Source organism: Demequina aurantiaca, from assembly GCF_000975135.1.
GTDB classification, from domain to species: Bacteria; Actinomycetota; Actinomycetes; order Actinomycetales; family Demequinaceae; genus Demequina; species Demequina aurantiaca.
On sequence record NZ_BBRF01000001.1, the window covers coordinates 499,131 to 519,052 of the forward strand.

17 protein-coding genes and 1 pseudogene are annotated in these 19,922 nt (G+C 64.7%); 8 read left to right on the plus strand and 10 right to left on the minus strand.

Annotation, left to right across the window (positions count from 1 at the left end; translation table 11 throughout):
- Positions 1–51 precede the first annotated feature (51 nt).
- From AOP73_RS02180 to AOP73_RS02195, 4 genes are all read right to left on the minus strand, one after another.
- Positions 52–915 carry an ABC transporter ATP-binding protein gene (locus tag AOP73_RS02180; protein WP_061963000.1) on the minus strand — a complete coding sequence of 288 codons (864 nt, stop codon included), beginning with the start codon at positions 913–915 and terminating at the stop codon, positions 52–54.
- On the minus strand, positions 908–1,723 hold the full coding sequence (locus AOP73_RS02185; RefSeq protein WP_061963001.1) for an ABC transporter ATP-binding protein: 816 nt from the start codon (positions 1,721–1,723) through the stop codon (positions 908–910). Before AOP73_RS02185 ends, AOP73_RS02180 begins: the two co-directional genes overlap by 8 nt.
- Entirely contained in the window at positions 1,723–2,790 is a 1,068-nt protein-coding gene (locus AOP73_RS02190) for an ABC transporter permease (RefSeq protein ID WP_061963002.1), read from the minus strand. The genes AOP73_RS02185 and AOP73_RS02190 overlap by 1 nt, the downstream gene beginning before the upstream one ends.
- A gap of 422 nt (positions 2,791–3,212) precedes the next feature.
- Complete coding sequence (locus AOP73_RS02195; RefSeq protein WP_061963003.1) at positions 3,213–5,420, minus strand: MMPL family transporter; 2,208 nt, start codon at positions 5,418–5,420, stop codon at positions 3,213–3,215.
- A gap of 126 nt (positions 5,421–5,546) precedes the next feature.
- On the opposite strand from AOP73_RS02195, the gene AOP73_RS02200 reads away from it, so the two are divergent.
- Positions 5,547–6,194 carry a TetR/AcrR family transcriptional regulator gene (locus AOP73_RS02200; RefSeq protein ID WP_061963004.1) on the plus strand — a complete coding sequence of 216 codons (648 nt, stop codon included), beginning with the start codon at positions 5,547–5,549 and terminating at the stop codon, positions 6,192–6,194.
- 206 nt (positions 6,195–6,400) lie between these two features.
- On the opposite strand, the gene AOP73_RS02205 is transcribed toward AOP73_RS02200, so the two are convergent.
- Genes AOP73_RS02205 through AOP73_RS02215 form a run of 3 tightly spaced genes read right to left on the minus strand, consistent with a single transcriptional unit; the run spans position 6,401 to position 9,470 of the window.
- Positions 6,401–8,059 (minus strand): DUF2705 family protein, encoded by a 1,659-nt coding sequence (locus tag AOP73_RS02205; RefSeq protein ID WP_061963005.1) that lies wholly within the window; start codon positions 8,057–8,059, stop codon positions 6,401–6,403.
- Positions 8,056–9,000, minus strand: coding sequence for an ABC transporter ATP-binding protein (locus AOP73_RS02210; RefSeq protein ID WP_061963006.1), 945 nt, complete (start codon positions 8,998–9,000; stop codon positions 8,056–8,058). The genes AOP73_RS02205 and AOP73_RS02210 overlap by 4 nt, the downstream gene beginning before the upstream one ends.
- Positions 8,997–9,470: a GbsR/MarR family transcriptional regulator gene (locus AOP73_RS02215; protein ID WP_061963007.1), complete on the minus strand. Its 474-nt coding sequence runs from the start codon at positions 9,468–9,470 to the stop codon at positions 8,997–8,999. Before AOP73_RS02215 ends, AOP73_RS02210 begins: the two co-directional genes overlap by 4 nt.
- A 134-nt stretch (positions 9,471–9,604) precedes the next feature.
- Here AOP73_RS02215 and AOP73_RS02220 point away from each other — a divergent pair, with 134 nt between their 5' ends.
- Positions 9,605–11,863 carry an RNA degradosome polyphosphate kinase gene (locus tag AOP73_RS02220; RefSeq protein ID WP_084626497.1) on the plus strand — a complete coding sequence of 753 codons (2,259 nt, stop codon included), beginning with the start codon at positions 9,605–9,607 and terminating at the stop codon, positions 11,861–11,863.
- Positions 11,860–12,834: an NUDIX hydrolase gene (locus tag AOP73_RS02225; protein ID WP_061963008.1), complete on the plus strand. Its 975-nt coding sequence runs from the start codon at positions 11,860–11,862 to the stop codon at positions 12,832–12,834. Before AOP73_RS02220 ends, AOP73_RS02225 begins: the two co-directional genes overlap by 4 nt.
- Positions 12,835–13,036: 202 nt before the next feature.
- Here the strand turns inward: AOP73_RS02225 and AOP73_RS02230 are convergent, their stop codons facing one another.
- The 3 genes and pseudogenes from AOP73_RS02230 to msrB all read right to left on the minus strand — a co-directional run.
- Positions 13,037–13,843, minus strand: coding sequence for an aldose epimerase family protein (locus tag AOP73_RS02230; RefSeq protein ID WP_061963009.1), 807 nt, complete (start codon positions 13,841–13,843; stop codon positions 13,037–13,039).
- Between the two features lie 11 nt (positions 13,844–13,854).
- Positions 13,855–14,484: a hypothetical protein gene (locus tag AOP73_RS02235; protein WP_236683482.1), complete on the minus strand. Its 630-nt coding sequence runs from the start codon at positions 14,482–14,484 to the stop codon at positions 13,855–13,857.
- A gap of 107 nt (positions 14,485–14,591) precedes the next feature.
- A pseudogene (gene msrB / locus AOP73_RS02240) lies at positions 14,592–14,981 on the minus strand (peptide-methionine (R)-S-oxide reductase MsrB); the annotation flags it as partial.
- Positions 14,982–15,112: 131 nt separating this feature from the next.
- Between msrB and AOP73_RS02245 the strand changes: the two are divergent.
- The 5 genes from AOP73_RS02245 to AOP73_RS02265 all read left to right on the plus strand — a co-directional run bounded on the left by AOP73_RS02245 (position 15,113) and on the right by AOP73_RS02265 (position 19,906).
- Positions 15,113–16,045: a phosphotransferase gene (locus AOP73_RS02245; RefSeq protein WP_061963011.1), complete on the plus strand. Its 933-nt coding sequence runs from the start codon at positions 15,113–15,115 to the stop codon at positions 16,043–16,045.
- Positions 16,046–16,196: 151 nt separating this feature from the next.
- The gene (locus AOP73_RS02250; protein ID WP_201774485.1) at positions 16,197–17,213 is read left to right on the plus strand and encodes a siderophore ABC transporter substrate-binding protein; all 1,017 of its coding nucleotides are present in this window, start codon (positions 16,197–16,199) and stop codon (positions 17,211–17,213) included.
- A gap of 20 nt (positions 17,214–17,233) precedes the next feature.
- Positions 17,234–18,214, plus strand: a complete 981-nt coding sequence (locus AOP73_RS02255) for an ABC transporter permease (protein WP_061963012.1) — start codon at positions 17,234–17,236, stop codon at positions 18,212–18,214.
- Entirely contained in the window at positions 18,201–19,151 is a 951-nt protein-coding gene (locus tag AOP73_RS02260) for an iron chelate uptake ABC transporter family permease subunit (RefSeq protein ID WP_061963013.1), read from the plus strand. Before AOP73_RS02255 ends, AOP73_RS02260 begins: the two co-directional genes overlap by 14 nt.
- Positions 19,148–19,906, plus strand: a complete 759-nt coding sequence (locus AOP73_RS02265; RefSeq protein WP_061963014.1) for an iron ABC transporter ATP-binding protein — start codon at positions 19,148–19,150, stop codon at positions 19,904–19,906. Before AOP73_RS02260 ends, AOP73_RS02265 begins: the two co-directional genes overlap by 4 nt.
- Positions 19,907–19,922 lie beyond the last annotated feature (16 nt).

Here is a 19,922-nt window from a genome sequence, read left to right on the forward strand (position 1 = left end):
CGATGCCGCGGTCGGGTCAGGCGCGACGGGCCCTGGCGTGCGCCGGACGTCTCAGGCGGTTGCTCGTTCGCGCGCCACCATGGCCTCGTCGAGCGTTGCCTGCATCGGCACGAGGTCCGCCTTCACGCCGGCTTCGCCGAGTGCGGCGCGCACGTCGTCCTCCGACGCATCTACTGCCCGCACGTGTGTGCCCGCGAGCGCGACCAGGATGTTCGCATCGTTCAGCGCGGTAAAGGCCTGCTGCCAGTGCTGAGTACGCACTTCGGTGGCGGTGGTGTTCCCCACGATGTCCTTGACGGTGCCCTGCGCCACGGCCACGCCTCGCGACATCAGCATCAGCCGGTCGCAGCGTTCCGCCTCTTGCATATAGTGCGTGGTGACCAGCGCGCCCACTCCTGCGTCCGCCTGGTCGCGGACGGTGTCCCACAGTCTGGCTCGGGCGAGCGGGTCGACGCCCGAGGTGGGCTCGTCGAGCACCAGCAACTCCGGTTTGTGCCCGAGCGCCGCGGCAAAGGCCAGCTGGCGCTGCCCTCCGAGCCCGATGCCGACCACCAGTGAGTCGCCTGCGCCACGCAACGAGTCGGGCACCGGGGTTTGTGCCGAACCGAAAGCGCCGTCCACAAACGCGAGGTTCTCGGTGACCGTCAGGTCGTCCCACAGCCCCAGACCCTGTGAAACGTAACCCAGCCGCGCCCGCGTCTCCCTCGACGGGGCCTGACCAAACAGCGACAGGTCACCCTCGGTGGGAATCAGCAGCCCCAAGATCATGCGGATCAGCGTGGTCTTGCCCGCGCCGTTGGCGCCGAGCAGACCGACGACCTCCCCGGGGGCGACCTCGAGCGAGACGTTGTCCACGGCCGTAAAGTCGCCGAACCTGCGGGTGACACCGCGTGCCGACATGAGAGGCTCAGGCATTGCTCGTCTCCTTCGCCAGCGTGGCAGCGATCACGGCGTCCTCGAGATCGTCCGCGCGGGCAACTCCCTCGACGGGCTCGTCGGGCGACCACGTCTTGAACCGGCTGCCGCGCCGCCAGGACCGCGCGCGGTCCGTCGTCTGCCCAGCATCGGCGACGTGGCCGGGGACGTTTGCCATGACATCGGCAGGCGTTCCGGCGAGCAAAATCTCGCCGCCGTCGAGCACGAGGACGCGCGACGCCCGCTCCGCCTCGTCCAGATACGTCGTGGCCATGATGATGGCGGCGCCGTCCACGGCGGCCTGCGAAATCATGCGCCACAGGTCAACGCGGCTGACGGGGTCGACGCCGGTGGAGGGCTCATCCAGAATCAGCATCGGCGGACGATGAATCATGGCCAGCGCGAAGGCCAGCTTCTGCCGCATGCCGCCGGAAAGCTGACCGGCCAGACGCTTGGTCGCGCCCTCGAGTCCCGTGTCCGCGAGCAACTGCTCGCGGCGCTCGGCAAGCGTCGCGCCGGTCACGCCTTGCGCAGAGGCCACGAAGTCGATGTTTTGGTCGACCGATAGGTCGCGCCAGACCCCCGCGGCAGTAGGCATGAAGCCGATGCTGCCCAGAGACGGTGCGTTGACCTCGCCTTCCGCGGCGGGAACGGCACCAGCGAGAGCGCGCAGCAGGGTGGTCTTGCCGGCGCCGTCGCCGCCCACGACGGCCAGCACCTCGCCCTCGCGCACATCTACGCTCACGTTTGTCAGCGCCACCGTGTCGCCGTAAGTGACGGTGAGCTCGCGGGCTCCCCAGGCGGACACTAGTTGCCCGCCTTGCTTGACTTCTGAGACTTGCGGCGCGAACTGGGCGCGAGGTCACGGCGGAATCGCAGCACTGCTGCGGTGAAGATGACCACCGCCATGACAGCAAGCACCGCGAAGGACGGCCAGAGCGAGGCGAGGTCGGCGCCGCGGAGCAAGATGCCCTGCGAGATGTTGACCCAGTAGGTCAGCGGCAGGATATAGCCGATCCAGGAGATTGCCGCGGGCATGGCGGATAGCGGAAAGATGAAGCCCGACAGCAGGATCTGCGGCAACAGAATCATCATCGCCACTTGGATGGCCTGCGCCTGAGTCTGCGAGGCGGTCGAGATCAAGACGCCCAATCCCAGCACCACGAACAGGAAGATCGCGCCGCCAAAGCCGAACAGCGCGACGTTGCCGTTGAATGGGACGTCGAAGATCCACACGCCCAATAGCGTCACGATGATCATGTCGAGCGCTGCCAGGATGAAGTACGGCGCGATCTTGCCGACAATCACGTCCGAGGGCTTGAGTGGCATCACGGCGAGTTGTTCGAGCGTGCCGTTCTGACGCTCGCGCACTAGCCCAATGCTGGTGATGATGGTGCCGATGAACGTCAGGATCAGCCCAATGAGCGCCGGAACCATGACCCAGGCGGTGGTGAGGTCGGGGTTGTAGAGGACGTCGATCGTCACGGCGCCGTCGGGCATCTGCGCGAGGGCGCCCTTGGCGGTCTGGGCCGAGAACAAGTTGGAGCCGTCGATGTACGCGGTGGGAGGCGACGTGGTCGTGTCGATGGCGACATCCGCCTTGTTATCGCGCACGAGGTCCAGGGCCGTTTGCGTGTCGCCGTCGGTGTCCTGGGCTGCGGCCGCGGCGTCAGCGTCCACGTCAAAGAGGTCCGGCAACTGCGCTGTGACCTGTTCGGAACCGGGGCCCACCACCCTGGTGCTGATGTCGTCGATCGTGAAGTTCGCCGCGTAGCCAAAGATCACTAGGAGCAGGATCGGTAGGGCGATGAGCATCGCCATGGTGCGCTTGTCCCGGCGAAGCTCCCGGAACTCCTTCAGAATCATGGCCTTCATGTGCTCACTCCATCACTATCTGCACCGACACTCTTATGCCCACCAACATATCGGGAGGCCAGGCGAGGGGGCGACATGGAGGCTCTCCCCCCATTTCGCGGCGTCCCCTCCTGAAGGACGTGCTCATTGTTGTCCTTCATTCACGGACCGTGGCCCCCTCATGAAGGGCTTGCGTGACGACGTCCTTCACGAGGGGACAGAGGCGGGAGGGGGTAGGCGTGATAGTGGGGGGGGCGAACAGGTCGGGGGGGCGAGCAGGTCGGGGGGGCGAGCAGGCGGGAAGCGTAGGCGTGATGCAGGCGCGAGCGGGTGGGACGGTTGAGGATCTGCAGCGCCACGGAATACCGATGCGGCACGGCGAAACGCAGTGGGGCCGGGGTGCATGTGCACCCCGGCCCCACCGTTTGACGTATGTCGAGCGGCTAGCGCGAGCCCGCGTCGACCTTGTCGTCCTTCGAAGGCTCGACGTCGATCACCTTGCGGTCCTCGGGGTCTCCCTCGAGGTGGATCTCCGGCACGATCTTCTGGAGCCACTTGGGCATCCACCACGCGGCGTTGCCCATGAGGGCCATTGCTGCCGGAACCAGGGTCATGCGGACCACGAACGCGTCGAACAGCACAGCGAACGCGAGCGCAAAGCCGATCGACTTGATGATCACGTCGTCGTCGAGCATGAACCCGAAGAACACGGAGCCCATGATGAGCGCAGCGGCCACCACTACACGAGCGGTGTGTGAGTAGCCCCTGATGATGGACTCCTTGGCGCCACGGCCACTCAGGTGCTCCTCACGCATGCGGCTCACCAGGAAGACCTCGTAGTCCATGGATAGACCGAAGGTGATTCCAATACCGATGATGGGCAGGAAGGCCACGATGGGTCCGGTGTATTCGACGCCGAACAATCCTGACAGCCAGCCCCATTGGAACACTGCGACCAGCATTCCGGTGGTCGCGGCGAGCGTGAGCAGGAAGCCCAGCAGCGCCTTGATCGGGATCAGGATGGAGCGGAAGACGATCAGCAGCAGGATCAGCGCCAGGCCGATGACCACCGCGAGGTAACCGGGCAGTGCTGCCGAGATACCTTCCGAGACGTCGATCTGAATGGCGGTCTCACCGGTCACTCCAAAGGTGACGTCTCCCGACGCTTCAACTTCGCGAATGTCGTGGACGACCTGCTCGGTTTCTGCGCTATCAGGTGCCGTGGTCGGAATGATCTGGAACAGGTAGGCGCTGCCGTCCGCGTTGGGTACGGGAGGCGACACGAAGGCAACGTTGTCGATCTCGGCGAAGTCCTCACCGATGGCCGCGACGTTCGCGGGACCGTCCGCAGCATCGTCCGTCTCCGCGAGGACCAAAATCGGCCCGTTGAAGCCGGGCCCAAAGCCGTCGGCAAGCAGTTCGTACGCCTTGTAGCCGGTGCTCTCCTCGGGCTGCGAGGCGGCCGACGGGAGTCCGAGGCGCAAGTCGGCGGCAGGTATCGCGATGATTCCCAGACCTACGATCCCGGCGATCAGGACAGTCGCGGGACGGTTCGTCACGAACCTGGCCCAGCGGTTGGTGTTGGGCTCGGCCACGACAGGCTCGGCGGTGCCGTTCTGGCTCGCCTCGACCTGTGCACGCATCTTCTTGGGAAGGATGCGGTTACCGGCGAGGCTCATCACTGCGGGAAGCAGCGTGAGCGCAGCAATGACAGCGAGTGCCACGGTTGCCGCGGCAGCGTTACCCATTGCCGTGAGGAACGGAATGTTCGCCATGAAGAGTGCCACGAGAGCCACGATGACGGTCGCGCCGGCGAAGACCACAGCGGCACCCGAGGTACCGATGGCCTTGGCGATCGATTCCTTGTTCTCCATGCCCTCGAGGAGTTGCGACCGGTGTCGCGCAAGGATGAAGAGGGAGTAGTCGATGCCAACCGCGAGGCCAAGCATGAGCGCTAGCACGGTCGCGGTGGACGGCAGGCTGACGAATCCGGTCAGCGCGGTGACGGAACCGACGCCAACACCGACGGCCGCGATGCCCGTCACGAATGGGAGCGCCGCCGCGACGACGGCTCGCAGAGTGATGTACAGCACCACGATTGCGACGAGCATTCCGATGACCTCACCGGCGCCGCCCGTAGGTGCCTGCGGAGTGAATGCGGTGCCCGCGTACTCGACCTGGAGTCCGGCGTCGACCATCGGCTGAGCAGCCTCAGTGGCGTTGTCGAGGGCACCGTCGGGCAGCTGTCCCGCGTCCTCCGCGTAACTCACCGAGATGTACGCGACGCTGCCGTCAGGTGCAACGGCCATCGACTGGAAGGGGTCCGTCGCACCGGTCACATCGTCGGTCGCATTGAGCGCCGCGACCGACTCGCCAATGGCTGCCGTCGCATCCGGGTCGGCGAGGGTCTCACCCTCGGGTGCAGCAATCACAATCTGCGCGGTTGCCCCACCTGCCCCAGGGAACTCCTCGCCGTACTTCTCGTACGTCTCAATGGACTGGGTACCAGGGATGCTGAACGTATCGTCGGTCGGTTCCTGGAACGCGGCGGCGGCTGCGCCGACACCCACCAGCAGGATGATCCAAGCCACGATGACGGCCCAGGCCCGGCGCGCGCTAAACGCGCCAATGGCATGCAAAACTTTACCCATTCGGGTGACTCCTTGAGGAAGATTGGTCACGCTGACGTTGCGCGGTGTAAATACGTTACCCCGCGCCTTGCGAATCTGCAACCACTGCATATTTACAGTCAGTGAACTTTTGCGTAGTATGGCGGAATGACAGTGACTGACATCGACGGAGGACTGCGCGAGCGCAAAAAGGCGCAGCGACGCCTCGCGCTCCACGAGGCCGCGCTCGAGTTGTTCGAGAAGAACGGCTACGACGAGACCACAGTCGCGCAGATCGCCGCCTCCGCTGGCGTGTCACCGCGCACGTACTTTAGCTACTTCCCCACTAAAGAGGCCGCGCTCTTCGCACCGCTCGACGATGCGATCACTTCCCTTGAAGCAGATCTCGCCACCCCTCCCGCCGAAGGTGACGTGCTGAGCTTCCTTCGCGAACGCGTCATGGAGATGTCCACCGATGGAGGGGCGGTGAGTCCGCACGTCTCGCGCGTGATTGATTCGCTCGCCGCCGAGCACGACCACATCGTCGGCCACGCGCTGCGGTACTTGGACCGCATCGGTCAGGCGCTATCTCGCGCCTTGCGCACGGAACTGGGCAGTGCCGATGACGACGCCCTGCCGGACATTGCGTCCGCAGCCGCTATCGCCGCCCTCGCCGCCTCGATGCCCGTGGGCCACGACTTCCCCCACAAGGGGACTCGCCCCTCACGCCCCGCCGCGTCCTCGATTGAGGAGATCCAGCGTGATCTTGACCGCGCGATTGAGTTCACGAGGGCCGGCCTAGCCGCCATGCAATAGCGGGCCACCTCACGCCCCCTCTCCTATTGGTCCGATTTGGCACGGTCCTGGCCTTCTCTGAGCCCTAGTGGTCCTTTCTGGCACATGCCCGATTCGGACCTGTGCCAGAAAGGACCAACAGCGCTCGCAGAGGCCGAGATCCGTGCCAAATCGGACCAATACGGTGATGGGGGTTGGGGGCGGAGTTGGGAAGGTGGCTGGCGGGATTAGCCCCTGAGGTCTCGGCGGTTGTAGGCCAGGATTCCAACGAGCGTCAGCACCGCAGCAATTGCCAGCAGCACTCCCATGTGACCCCAGTTCATGCCCTCCTCGAGTGGGTTCTCCCCCGAGTAGTAATAAAAGGGCGAAATCTTGGCCCAGTTCGCGAGGTCCGGGTTGATGGGAAGGAACGAGTTCATTCCCCAACCAAGGACCGCTAGGCCAACCCCGGCCCCTAGGGCCACCGAGGTCTTGCCAGTCAAGGCTCCACCCAGGAATGCCGCAGCACCCAGCACCATGCCAAGACCGACGAGGAGCAGTCCCGCCGCGGCAATGTTCCAATAGCTCATCTCGAGCGAGGCCGCGAGGTTTCCCAATGCAATGCCAGCAAACGTCGCGAACCCCACGACCACCGAACCAAAGATCACCGCGATCGCCTTGCCGCGCGCCACCTTGTTGCGGGACGTGGGAGTGCCGAGTAGGACCCCAATGGTGCGATTCTTCTCCTCCCCAGCCAGCGCGACGCCGGCACTAATCGCCACTACGGACACGGCAATGGGCGCGAGGATGGTCAACATCTCGCCGAAGTACCAGCCAGTGGCCGTAGAGAAGTCAGCGAAGCCCACCATCGCCAAAACCGATTCGGGCATGCTGTCGACGAGCCCGCCTACGGAGTCCGATATTGACGGGAACATCACGCCCACCACGAAGCCCATGAACAGGACACCGAATCCGGCGATGACCAGCAAGGCGCGCAGGTCGGTGAATGCGCGTGAAGCGATGCTGCGCACGCTGCCACTTCCGGAGAGCAATGCGAAAGCCTTGGCTAGGTGTGGGTTGGAGCGCAAACGCTCGAGCATCGGCGCCCTCGCCCCGCCCGACTGCACGTCACGGCGATTGAATCCCCACCAAGCGAGCACGTACAGGATGATTGCAATCCCCAGCAGGCCCGCAACCTGGGTCCAGTCAACGCCATTGTTCAGCGGCTGCGACCCAGAGATGTAATACCAGGGGAATATCTTCGCCCAGTCGGCCCAACCATCAATCAATGGCAGTAGGCCGGCACCCAAGAAGCTCACCACAATGAAGGCCACGGCCACGCCCGATGCTAGGGCCTGGTTTCCAGTCCCGGCTCCAATCGCGAGCGCTACTGAGCCATAGAGAATTGCCACGGCGCCCACCTGGACCGTTGCCGCGATGAGATTGAGTGAGCCTGTGTCAGAACCCGTGATCGCTATCGCCGCGAGATAGGACAGCCAAGAGATCGTTGTCATTCCCACCACGATCGTGAGCACACCTGCAGTCTTAGATCGCAGAATGCGCGACCGGCTGCGCGGCACTGTGGCGAGCAGGTTCATGGTGCCGTCCCGCTCCTCGCCGGCGATCGCGGCAGACCCCATCGAGACGGCGATCCCCGCGATCACGAAAGGACCAATGAAGTTGAACAACATACTGATGGCCAGGCCCGCGGAACCCGAATCGGCAGGGATTCCAATCAGCGACAGGTAAGCGGGTGGAAGCGATTCGAAGACGTCGACGGCTTCGGAGTCCAACCCCCCGTACACGGCGAGGACCATCCACGCGATCAGAAAGAGCGATCCGACGCCGATGAGTGCGCTTACCCAGCGGTCGCGAACCGTCTTGAGGTAGAGACTGCGCAACATCATGCGGCCGCGCCTTCTCCGCCGTCACTAGCTGCGGCATCGGCCGCCTGGACCTCGTCGCGGTAGAACTCGAGGAAGATCTCGTCGAGATCGACCGACGCCGAGCTGACGGACACCACCTCACGCTCGGTCGCAACTTTGAGCAGCGGCGCCATCGACCCCTCGTATTGCGCAGTCACCGTTGGGCCCTCGGTCGTCACCTCATGGACGCCCTCGATCCCCTCGAACACCGAGGCGGGTACGGGCTCGGCGAACTCGAGCGTGATGCGCCCGAGCGCCTTGTCGTGTAGCTCACTCATGGTCTCGACGGCGATCAGGTGACCACGACGGATGAAGCCCACGCGGTCCGCGACGCGCTCGACCTCTGAGATCGTGTGCGAGGACAGGAATACGGTGTTGCCCTGGGAGACATGCTCGCGCATCAGCGTGTGAAACTCGAGCTGCACCAGTGGGTCGAGGCCCGTGATGGGCTCGTCCAGGATGAGTACCTGTGGCTTGTGCATGAATGCCTGGATCAGGCCAACCTTTTGCCGGTTGCCGGACGAGTATTCGCTGATCTTCTTACTCAGATCAGCGTCGAACCTTTCGGCGAGTTGGTCAATCCACTTCCAGTCGACTCCGCCACGCAAGTGACCCAGGTAAGCAAGTGTCTGCTTGCCGGTAAGACTTGGGTAGAGCGCGAGATCCGCAGGCAGAAAGCCCAAGTGCCGCCGGATCTCGACCGCGTCCGCACGGGAATCCAGCCCCAGCACCCGGCACTCGCCGGTCGTCGGTCGAATCAGATCGAGGATCGACTTGATGGTGGTCGACTTGCCCGCGCCGTTGGGGCCGAGGAAGCCAAAAATCTCGCCGCGCTGAATCTGCAGCGAAACATCATCGACCGCCGTGAAGTTGCCGAACTTCTTAGTCAAACCGATGGTCTCAATTGCTAGGGAGTCGTTCATGACTCTTCCTTCCGTAGAAATTCTTCGAGCCGCTCCTCGAGTTGCGGCCATTCGTGTTCAAAGAAGCGCACCATCTGGTCGAGCGAGACGATGCGGTCGGGTCTGGTTTGAGGTAGCACCTTTAGTCCTTGGTCGGCTAGGCCGCGCAGGCCGCCGATGCGGGAGGTCTCGCTGGCGAGCACGCGCGTCCACATGTTCTTGGGGACTTGGTAAAAGGAGGTACGCACGCCGCGGCTGCGCACGCGCTCCACCATCTCCACGGCGAGCAGGATCTTCAGCTGAGTGGAGACCGTGCCGGCGGAGAGGCCTAGCGCCTCCGCGAGTTCCGCCTGTGTCTGCTCCGCGGGCTCGCAGACCATGAGGTGGCCAAGGATCTGGCCGGCGGCGTGGGAGAACCCACCCCGTTCCCAGTATTCGGCCACGTCCGCAACGTAAGTCGCCGTAGCATCGTCCGCTTCCCAATTCGTCATGTTTTTAGTTATACCTGAAATCACTGAAACTAACCATCGTCCGAAGGGACGATTAGCAGCGGCATGTATGACATCCACGTAAATACTTCGCCAAACGCTGGTCACCACTCCCGGGGGCGTGCCACGATGGGGGCATGTCCGACAGCCTCGACTCAGTGCAGTCCATTCCCGCCTCCGGCCCCAAAGCCGACGCGGTTCCTGAAGTGGTCTCTGAGGAGACCTTCGCCATCCCGGCGGTGATCCCGGTGGATGACGAGGAGGACGCAACGGATTCCATATTGCCCGAGGATCGCTTCCTGGACCGCGAGCTCTCCTGGCTCGCGTTCAACGAGCGTGTGCTCGAGCTCGCGGAGGACCCCGAGACACCACTGTTAGAACGCGCGCGCTTCCTCGCTATCTTCGCGTCCAACCTCGACGAGTTCTTCATGGTGCGCGTGGCCGGCCTCAAGCGCCGCATCGCCGCTGGCTTTGCCGTGCCGTCGGCAACGGGCATGAGCCCCAGCCGCTTGGTCGAGGCACTGACCGAGCACGCGCACATCCTCATGGACCGTCACGCCGACGTGTTTGAGGAGCAGATTGTCCCCGCACTGTTCGAGGAGGGCATCCATCTGGTGCGCTACGACGAGCTCGAGGACTCGGAGCAGGAGCGCCTGCGCAAGCTGTACCGCTCGGACATCTTCCCCGTGCTGACACCGCTCGCCGTGGACCCCGCACACCCCTTCCCCTACATTTCCGGCCTTTCGCTTAACCTCGCCGTGGAACTGCGCGACCCCGAGTCCGACAAGCACCACTTCGCGCGCGTCAAGGTTCCGGAAACACTGCCCCGGTTCATCTCCGTGGATGCCCGTGGCCGGGCGTCCCAGGTGACCGACGCCTCGTCGCTATCCGATGAGCCGCGCAGTTTTGTGCCACTCGAGGACGTCATTGCGGCCCACCTCGACTACCTCTTCCCCGGCATGGAACTACTCGACCACTACACGTTCCGTGTCACGCGCAACGAGGACGTCGAGGTCGAGGAGGACGATGCCGAGAACCTCCTGAAGGCCATGGAAAAGGAGTTGCTGCGTCGCCGCTTTGGCCCTGCCGTGCGCCTGGAAGTGGCGGAGGACCTGCCGCCGCGCATCCGCGAGCTGCTGGTACGCGAACTCGGCATCACTGAGACCGACGTGTTCCACCTGCCGGCGCCGCTCGACTTGACGGGCCTGCACGTGATCGCGGACCTGGATCGCCCGCGCCTGCAGTTCCCCGCGTTCCGCCCCACCACCCACCATCAGCTCGCGCCGGTGGAGACCGCGGACGAGCAGAACATCTTCGACTCCATCACTCGGGGTGACGTACTGCTGCACCACCCGTACGACTCGTTCTCGACATCGGTGCAGGCCTTCCTCGCGCAGGCGGCGGTGGACCCCAAGGTGTTGGCCATCAAGCAGACGCTGTACCGGACGTCCGGAGACTCTCCCATCGTCGATGCGCTGATCGACGCCGCACGCAATGGCAAGCAGGTGCTGGCGCTGGTCGAGATCAAGGCGCGCTTTGACGAGCAACGCAACATTTCCTGGGCGCGCAAGCTTGAGCAGGCCGGCGTCCACGTGGTCTACGGCCTGGTGGGCCTCAAGACGCACTGCAAGCTGTCACTGGTGGTTCGCCAGGAGGACGATGGCCTGGCACGGTATTGCCACATCGGAACCGGAAATTACCACCCCAAGACCGCACGACTCTACGAGGACTACGGGCTCCTCACGCGCGATCAAGAGGTGGGCGCTGACCTCACCAAACTCTTCAACCAGCTCTCCGGCTACGCCCCCAAGGCCAAGTTCCGCCGCCTGATCGTGGCGCCTGTCGGCGTGCGTGCTGGCCTCGTGGAGCGCATCGACGCGGAGGCCAAGCGCGCCGCCAAGGGTGAACCCGCGTGGATCAAGATCAAGATCAACTCGATCGTGGATGAGCGCACCATCGATGCGCTGTATCGCGCCTCGCAGGCGGGTGTGCAGGTGGACCTGGTGGTGCGTGGCATCTGCGCGCTGCGTCCAGGAGTGCCCGGACTCAGCGAGAACATTCGGGTGCGCTCCATCCTGGGCAGGTTCCTCGAGCACTCGCGGATTTACGCGTTTGCGGGAGGCGGAGACCCTGAGGTCTTCATCGGCTCGGCCGACCTGATGCACCGCAACCTGGACCGGCGCATTGAGGCACTGATCTCGATCATTGACGACCAGCAGCGCGCCAACATCGTGGAGAATATCGACATGGTGATGAGCGACAAGTTCTCCGCGTGGGAACTCCGCGAGGACGGATCGTGGGAGCGAATCGTAGAGGATGACGAAGGCAACCGCCTCAAGGACCTTCAGTCCACCTACATCAAGCGTCAGCCCAAGCGACGGGCCAAGCGCAAGTGACCGAATACCCTCCCGGGATCGTGATCTCGGCGGGCGCGTTGGTTTGGCGCGTCCGTGACGGTGAGCTCCAGGTTCTCGCGGTGCACCGCCCACGCTACGACGACTGGTCGTGGCCCAAGGGCAAGCTCGACAAGGGCGAGACCTTGCCGCAATGCGCAATCCGCGAGGTCGCGGAGGAGACGGGCAAGCAGGTGACGCTCGGTCAGCCGTTGCCGTCGTTGCGCTATCCCATGGCGTCGGGCAAGCAGAAGGTGGTTCGCTATTGGGCCGCCCAGTTGTCCTCCCCCGGTTCGCGCGCCGTCGCCGCCCGTCCTCCGGTCAAGCCGGCCTCCAAGAACGAGATCGACAAGATGCGGTGGCTCACCGTTCCTGAGGCGCGCAAGAAGATCACCTTCTCTGACGACCTGCGCCCGCTCGAGGCGCTCGTATCGTCCTACGAGCACGACCGCCTCGATACCCGCGCGTTTGTGCTGGTGCGCCACGCCCGCGCCAAGCGCCGTAAGGCCTGGGGCGGCACCGACGACGACCGACCCATTACCAAGGCTGGGCAACAGCGTGCCGAGCAGCTGGTGCCCCTGATCGCCGCCTTCGGCGTCAAGCACGTGGGCTCCTCTCCGTCAGAGCGGTGCGTGGCGACGGTACGCCCGTTTGCCGATGCCGCGGGCCTCCCTATCAAGACCTACGACGAACTCACCGAGCCCGGCCACGCGAGTAAACCGCTCAAGACTGCATCCACGCTGACCAATTTGCTGGGCAAGCAGGTGAGTCGGGTCGTCGCCGTGCACCGGCCCACCCTGCCCACCATCGTGGAGATGGTCCGCGCTGCGACCCGCAAGTACACACGGGGTGCGCTGCCCCGCAAGAACCCCTACTTGCCCGCCGGCGGCGCGCTCATCGCGCACGTGCTCGATACCGAGTCTGGGCCGCGGGTCACCGCCGTGGAGACTCACCTGCTGCACGTCCACCCCTAACGGCCGATGCCGCGGCAGGGTCGTGCGCCCGCCTCGCGAAGGCGACGGGTTCGCTTGAGTTGAAGCGACGTCGGACCGGGAGCGCCAGTCGGCGCAAAGGCCGCTCGAGGCGGCTGGTATTGGAGCCCGGGGCTGCCGCGGTCCGACGTCACTGGCCAGCCTACGCCTGCCGTGACGCCCTTGCAGACGGATCGCTCCGCCGTCAGCGAAGCCGCAGTTCGACCCACCATTCGAGCGGGCTGCCCGGCTCGACATATACAACCCTGTCGCGCTCGATCGCGAGGGCAAGAGCGTCTCGGTATCCGTTGCTGGGCTCGATCGCGATCACTGGTTCGCGCGAGAAGGCACAGTTGTCGAACCACACCCCCACGTACGGGCAGTTGCTGGACCATGACATGTCGAGCACGCCACCGTCGGCCCGGATGAGCGACGCCTTGTGGATAGGCTCCTGAGGGTCCGCATACCATTTGCGGAATTTTCCGTGGTCGACGGTGTCAATCGTCGACGTGGCAGCCTCCATCGGAGTCAACGGCTCCTCGGGGTCAATGACATCGACGATGCGACTCGCGGCAATGCTGACGCGTGTACCGACGGGAGCGCTGAACTGCGGGTGGGCCGCCCAGAGGAAAGGGATCTGTTCCCGCAGGGCGGTTACCCGGTAGTTAAGCCGTATGCCCTCAGGCACCTCGGTGATCGAGCGTTCGAACGTGAAGCCCAGTCCATCGCGCGTGACCTCCGAATGCGCGGCGTCGCCTATGAACGGCTGGTCCCACAGGTCGCCGTGATCCGGCATCGACACCCCATCTACGACACATGCGTCAATGGTGGGAGCACACTCGTCCCAGCCGGCCATCTCGGCATCGGTGAACGCGGCACCCGCCTGACGATTGGCACCGGGCGCGGCTTGCGCGAGCCATTCACGGCCAGTGTGATCGAGCAACGACGTGATCTTGGCGCCGCGCTGAAGATCGACGACCACCGTAAAGCGTTCCGTTGCGAGTTCAGTCACCGTGGATAACCTCAGTCCAGGCGGCCTTCGCGGAACATGGCAGCGCACCGCTCGAGGTCCTCACCGGTCCGCAGCAACTGCGCCGCACGCATGGTGGTCTGGTGGGCACGCGCGTCAGCGTGGCCGTCATCGGACTCGGCCTCAAACGCCGCCCCCGTCGCGACCACCCGGCAGAAGGCGCCCGCGCGGTCGAGCGCCACGGCCAGGTCACCGGAAAACACCCCCGACAACACGGAGTCGGCCAATGTCTTGACCTCCTTGGGGCCCGGCGGGTCCTCGACTCCCGCGATGGCGTGGCGCACGTTGGCCGCCTGGACACCGTGGTGATACGAGCGAGCAACGGAGACGGCGTCGTGCTGCACCCACTCACGCAGCATGTAGATGCGCCACAGTGCACCCGGCAAGGTGTGCGCTCCGGCCTTGGACCACATCATCGCGACGGTGTCGATGCCCTCTTCGTCCACGAGCTTGATGAGGCGTTCCACCAGCGCAGGGTCCCCTGCCTCGCGAGCCTGCGCCACCACCGCGCCGGCCGTCTCGTGCGCAATCAGCCCCACGTCAGCGGGGTCGATGTCGCCCTCGATCTGCTCGGCCTCCTCCATGTCGAGCATGGCGGGCCGGCGGTAGCGGTGTTCAGCCAAAACGGGTCCTACTGTTCGCCGGTGTAGTGGTTGGGCTTGGGATCGGCGAAGCCATCCCCACCGTTATAGGGCAGCGCACCATCGGACTTGGCGGCGTGCTCGCTCTCGGTTTCGAACGTCAGGCACACGGAGTTGATGCAGTACCGGTCTCCCGTGGGCGTCTGCGGCGCGTCGGGGAACACGTGACCCAGGTGCGAGTCGCACGTGGCGCAGCGTACCTCGGTGCGCACCATGCCCAGCGAAGCGTCCTCGAGCAGCACCACTGCATCGTTCTCTGCGTTGAAGAAGCTGGGCCAGCCGCAGTGCGAGTCGAATTTAGTGTCGGAGCGGAACAACTCGGCGCCGCACGCGCGACAGGAGTAGACGCCGTCGCGCTTGTTGTCGAGCAGCGCACCTGTTCCGGGGCGCTCGGTGCCCGCCTGGCGGAGCACCGCGTACTCCTCATCAGACAACTCCTCGCGCCACTGCGCGTCGGTCTTTTCAATCTTGGGGGTCATGGTGGCTCCTTTCAGGGTCAGCCTACGCTTCATGCCTGACGATCTAGCCCGGCATGAGGCGTATCTACTAGACAACGCAGACCACCGATTTGTTCCACCCTCGCGACCGATGCGGTGCTAGCGTCGAGCGTATGACCAGCCCCGACTCATCCACCCGCGTTGGGGCCAATGGCCCACCTGCGGCCCACTCGTCGATTACGGACAAGACCGCGCGCTCGCTGCTCAAGCAGCAGCACCCCGAGTTCGCGGGACTGGAGTTGGGCACCCGCTTTGACGGCTGGGACATGGTGACGTACCGGTTGGGCGATCACTTCGCGATGCGCCTGCCCCGCGTAGAGGCCGCAGTCGCCTCGCTCGAGACGGAGATCCGCTGGCTTCCGGAGCTGTCCCCCGACTGGGGTTTTCCCAGCCCCACGGTGGAACGCGTTGGTAAGCCCGGCAAGGGCTACCCGTGGCCCTGGGCGATCGTGTCGTGGCTGCCCGGCACCACCGCGGACATCGCCCCACTCGACACCGCGGCGGGCCCGGGCTTGGGCCTCGCCTTTGCCCAGGTTCACACCCGGGCGGCGGCCGATGCGCCGTTCAACAAGGAGCAGTCGATAGGCATGGCCACGCGCGCCGATGACGTGGCTTGGGCCCTCACTCAGCTCGCCGGTGCCCGCGGTCCACGTGGCGAATCGGTTGACGTCCCCGCGGCCCAGGCCCTGTGGGCAGACGCGATGGCCGCAAACGAGCCTACCGAGCGCATCTGGGGTCACGCCGATGCTCATGGCTCCAATATCCTCGCGGACGAGGGCGCCTTTGTTGGCATCATCGACTGGGGCAAGATGGCCGTCTGCGACCGTGCCGTCGACCTCGGATTCCTCTATACCGCCATCGAGGCGGGGGGTGCCGAACTCGCCTTTGCCGCGTACCGCACCGCGACCCTGGTGGACGACCCCGGCCTCGAGGCACGCGCGCGGGGCATCGCACTCAACAAGTGCCTCATGTGGGCGACGCTGGACCGGCCGGCAAACACCACCATGGCGTGGCGAGGACTCAATTCCCTGGGAGTCACGGCCTAAGCACACCGCAACAGCAGCCCCGATGGGGCCCATTTTGTGCTGCCGTTTTGCTTTTTAGCAACTCTCTAGTACCGTAATTCGCGCCGGCCCAGTTAGGTATGCCTTACCTTATCCTTGGGGCCTTCGCGCCCCCATCTACTAGGAGATTCCCTTGTCTGCTGTCCCCCTGATCCGCGGAGCCGCACTCGTGGCCGTTGCCGCCATGACCCTCGCCGCATGCTCGAGCACCGAGGACGACGCCACTGCTCTCGACATCGCAGCCGCCACATCGGCCGACGCGAGCCCCGAGGCATCGGAGACGGCCACCGAAGTCACCGAAGTCACCGAAGTCACCGTCCAGACCTACCAGGGTGAGGCCACCGTGCCCGCGAACCCCCAGACCGTCGTGGTCTTCGAGCACGGCATTCTCGACACCATCGATGCACTGGGTGCTGGCGACGCGGTGGCGGGAGTCCCTCACCACGCCGTGCCGTCCTACCTCACCGACTACACGACGTCCACCGAGAACATGGGCACCCTCTTCGAACCCGACTACGAGGCCGTGAACGCGCTCCAGCCCGACCTCATCATCGTCGGTGGACGCTCGGCGGCGACGCTGCCCGAGATGGAGAAGATTGCCCCCACCATCGACCTCAGCTTTGACTGGGAAGCCGACGCCTTCGAGACCTCGCTCCAGACCAACACCACGACGCTGGGCACCATCTTCGGCAAGGACGCGGAGGCTGCCGCAGCACTCGAGAGCCTTTCCACCCAGGCTGCCGACATCAACACGGCTGCAGCCGATGCTGGCAAGGGCCTGGTCGTGATGACGTCTGCTGGCGAGGTGTCCGCCTACGGTCCCGGCTCACGCTTTGACTTCGTCTACAACCTCCTCGGCATCGACCCGGCGGCGGAGCAGGTGGCGATCGACGACCACGGCGACGCGATCTCGTTCGAGTTCATCGCGGAGACCAACCCCGACGTGCTGCTGGTACTCGACCGCGACGCAGCCATCGGCGAGGAAGCCGACAGCGCACAGACGGTGCTGGACAACGACCTGGTCAACGGCACCAACGCCGTGACCAACGACAAGGTCGCGTATGTCGACACGGAGAAGTGGTACCTGAGCTTTGGTGGCCTGACCGCCCTGCAGGGCATTCTCGATGACGTGAACTCCGTCGTTAGCTAGACGTCTCAGCCCTCATCCCGATGAAGAGCAGTAGCAGGATCGCGGCCGTCGCCCCCTGGGTGGCGGCCGCGCTCGTGCTGATCCTCGGAGTCGGATCACTCTTCCTGGGCGTCGCCGACGTCTCGCTCCACGACGTGCTGACGGATCCGGACGTGCGGTCCGTGTTCCTGATCAGTCGCGTACCGAGGACTGTCGCGCTCATTCTCGCCGGGGCCGCCATGGCCGTGGCGGGCCTCATCATGCAGCACCTAGCACGCAACCGGTTTGTGTCCCCCACCACGGCCGGCACCATCGACGCCGCCGCGCTCGGATTGTTGACGGCCACGCTGCTGTTTGCCGGCGCCTCCGTCATGAGCAAGATCCTGATTGCGATGCTGTTCGCGCTCGCCGGGTCTCTCCTTTTCATCGTGCTGATCCAGCGCATCCAGTTCAAGGACCTGATCCTGGTGCCCCTGGTCGGGCTCCTGCTGGGCGGGGTCTTCCGCGCCATCGCCGAGTTCTTCGCGTACCGCAACAACCTCACCCAAACCCTGGACGTGTGGCTCAACGGGGACTTCTCCGGAGTCATCCAGGGGCGCTACGAGACGCTGTACTTTGCCGGGGTCGTCGCCCTTGTCGCCTACCTGTTCGCCAACTGGTTCACTGTGGCCGGCATGGGCCGTGACTTCGCCACAAACGTCGGTGTCAACTACAAGGTCGTGATGGGCGCCGGGCTCACCATCGCCGCCCTCGCGACGGCCGTGGTGGTCGTGACCGTGGGTGCCATCCCGTTCCTCGGCCTCATCGTGCCCAACATCGTGACGCTCATGATGGGCGACAACATGCGCCGCGTCTTGCCCACCACGGCACTGGCGGGCGCTGCCCTGGTCATCGCGTGCGACATGTTGGGGCGATGGATCATCTTCCCCTACGAGATTGCCGTCGGCACCATCGTGGGCGTCGTGGGCTCGGCAATCTTCCTGGTGTTGGTCTTGAGGAGGAACCGCTATGCGCAGGCCTAGCGTCCTCATCGGCGCCCTGTCTCTCCTCGCCATCGGCGCGGCCGCACTATTCCTCACGTGGGGCGTGGACGGCCACTGGGACTTCGCACTTCCCCGACGCGCGCAACAGGTCGCTGCGCTCGTGGTGGTCGGCACCGCCATCGCGGTCAGCACGGTGATCTTCCAGACCATCACCCGCAACCGCATCCTGACCCCATCGATCATGGGATTCGATGCGCTCTACGTGCTCCTCGCCACCTCGGTCGTGTTCTTCCTCGGATCCGCGACGGCGGCGGCAATTCCCCCGCTGACCATGTTCCTGATCCGAGCGTGCCTGCTCATGGTCGCCGCCACGCTGCTGTTCCGTCTCGTCTTGGGCAATGGCAAGCGCGGGCTCTACACGCTCGTCTTGGTCGGAGTCATCGCCGGAACATTCTTCAGTTCCCTCACGTCCTTCATGTTCCGGGTCATGGATCCGAACGAGTACGACTCTCTGCTCTCCACCCTCTTTGCCAGCTTCAATGCGATCGATACCACCCTGCTGGGCATCGCCACCGTGCTTCTGGCCCTCGGCATCGGCGCCGCGTATTGGCTCGGCCCGCAACTGGACGTACTGACGCTGGGTCGCGACCGCGCTGTCGCGCTCGGCATCAACTATCAGCGCACGCTCACCATGCTGTTGCTGGTGATCGCGCTGCTCGTGTCCGTCTCGACCGCGCTGGTAGGCCCGATCAGCTTCCTTGGCCTACTGGTGGCCAACCTGGCGTACCAACTCACCCGCACCTACCGGCACGCCGTGAATCTCACGGTGGCCGCACTGCTCGCCGTGCTCGCGCTGATCGCCGGGCAAGCCCTGTTGCAGCACGTCCTGCACTTCAACGGGACGCTCAGCGCCATCATCAACCTCGTGGGCGGCGTCTACTTCATCCTCTTGCTCGTCAAGGAGTCGCGAAAATGATCACTACCTCTGACCTCACCAAGGTGTACGACAAGACCGTGGTCGTCGACCACGTCTCCGTCTCGTTGCCCGATGCCGGGGTCACCTCCGTCATCGGCGCCAATGGCGCCGGCAAGTCCACGTTGCTGTCCATGATCAGCCGCATTCTCGACGCGGACGCCGGTCTCGTCGCGGTGGACGGTCTCGACGTGTTCAACGCGCCGTCCCGGGAGATCGCCAAGCGCCTGTCGATTCTGCGCCAAGAAACGCACATGACGGCGCGCATCACGGTGCGGGAGGTGGTCGAGTTTGGCCGCTACCCTCACTCGCGTGGACGACTCACCGCAGAATGCGTGCACAAGGTCGACGAGGCCATTGCCTACTGCGATCTTGGCGAATTCGAGCAGCGCGGCATCCACGAACTCTCCGGCGGCCAACGCCAGCGTGCATTCATTGCCATGGTGCTCGCTCAAGACACCAGGTACGTGCTACTCGACGAGCCACTGAACAACCTCGACATGCCCCACGCCACCAGCGTCATGAAGCTACTGCGCCGCCTGGCGGACGACCACGGCAAATCCATCGTGCTGGTCCTGCACGACATCAACTACGCCAGCGTGTACTCGGATCGCATCGTCGCGATGAAGGACGGCGTCATCGCGGCCGATGGGCCACCAGAGTCCGTCATGAACGCCGACACCCTCGAAAGCATCTACGGCATGAGGTTCTCCGTCATCGACCTCGATGGCGACCGAATCGCCGCGTACTTCCGTTAATCCCGCCGTCGCAACC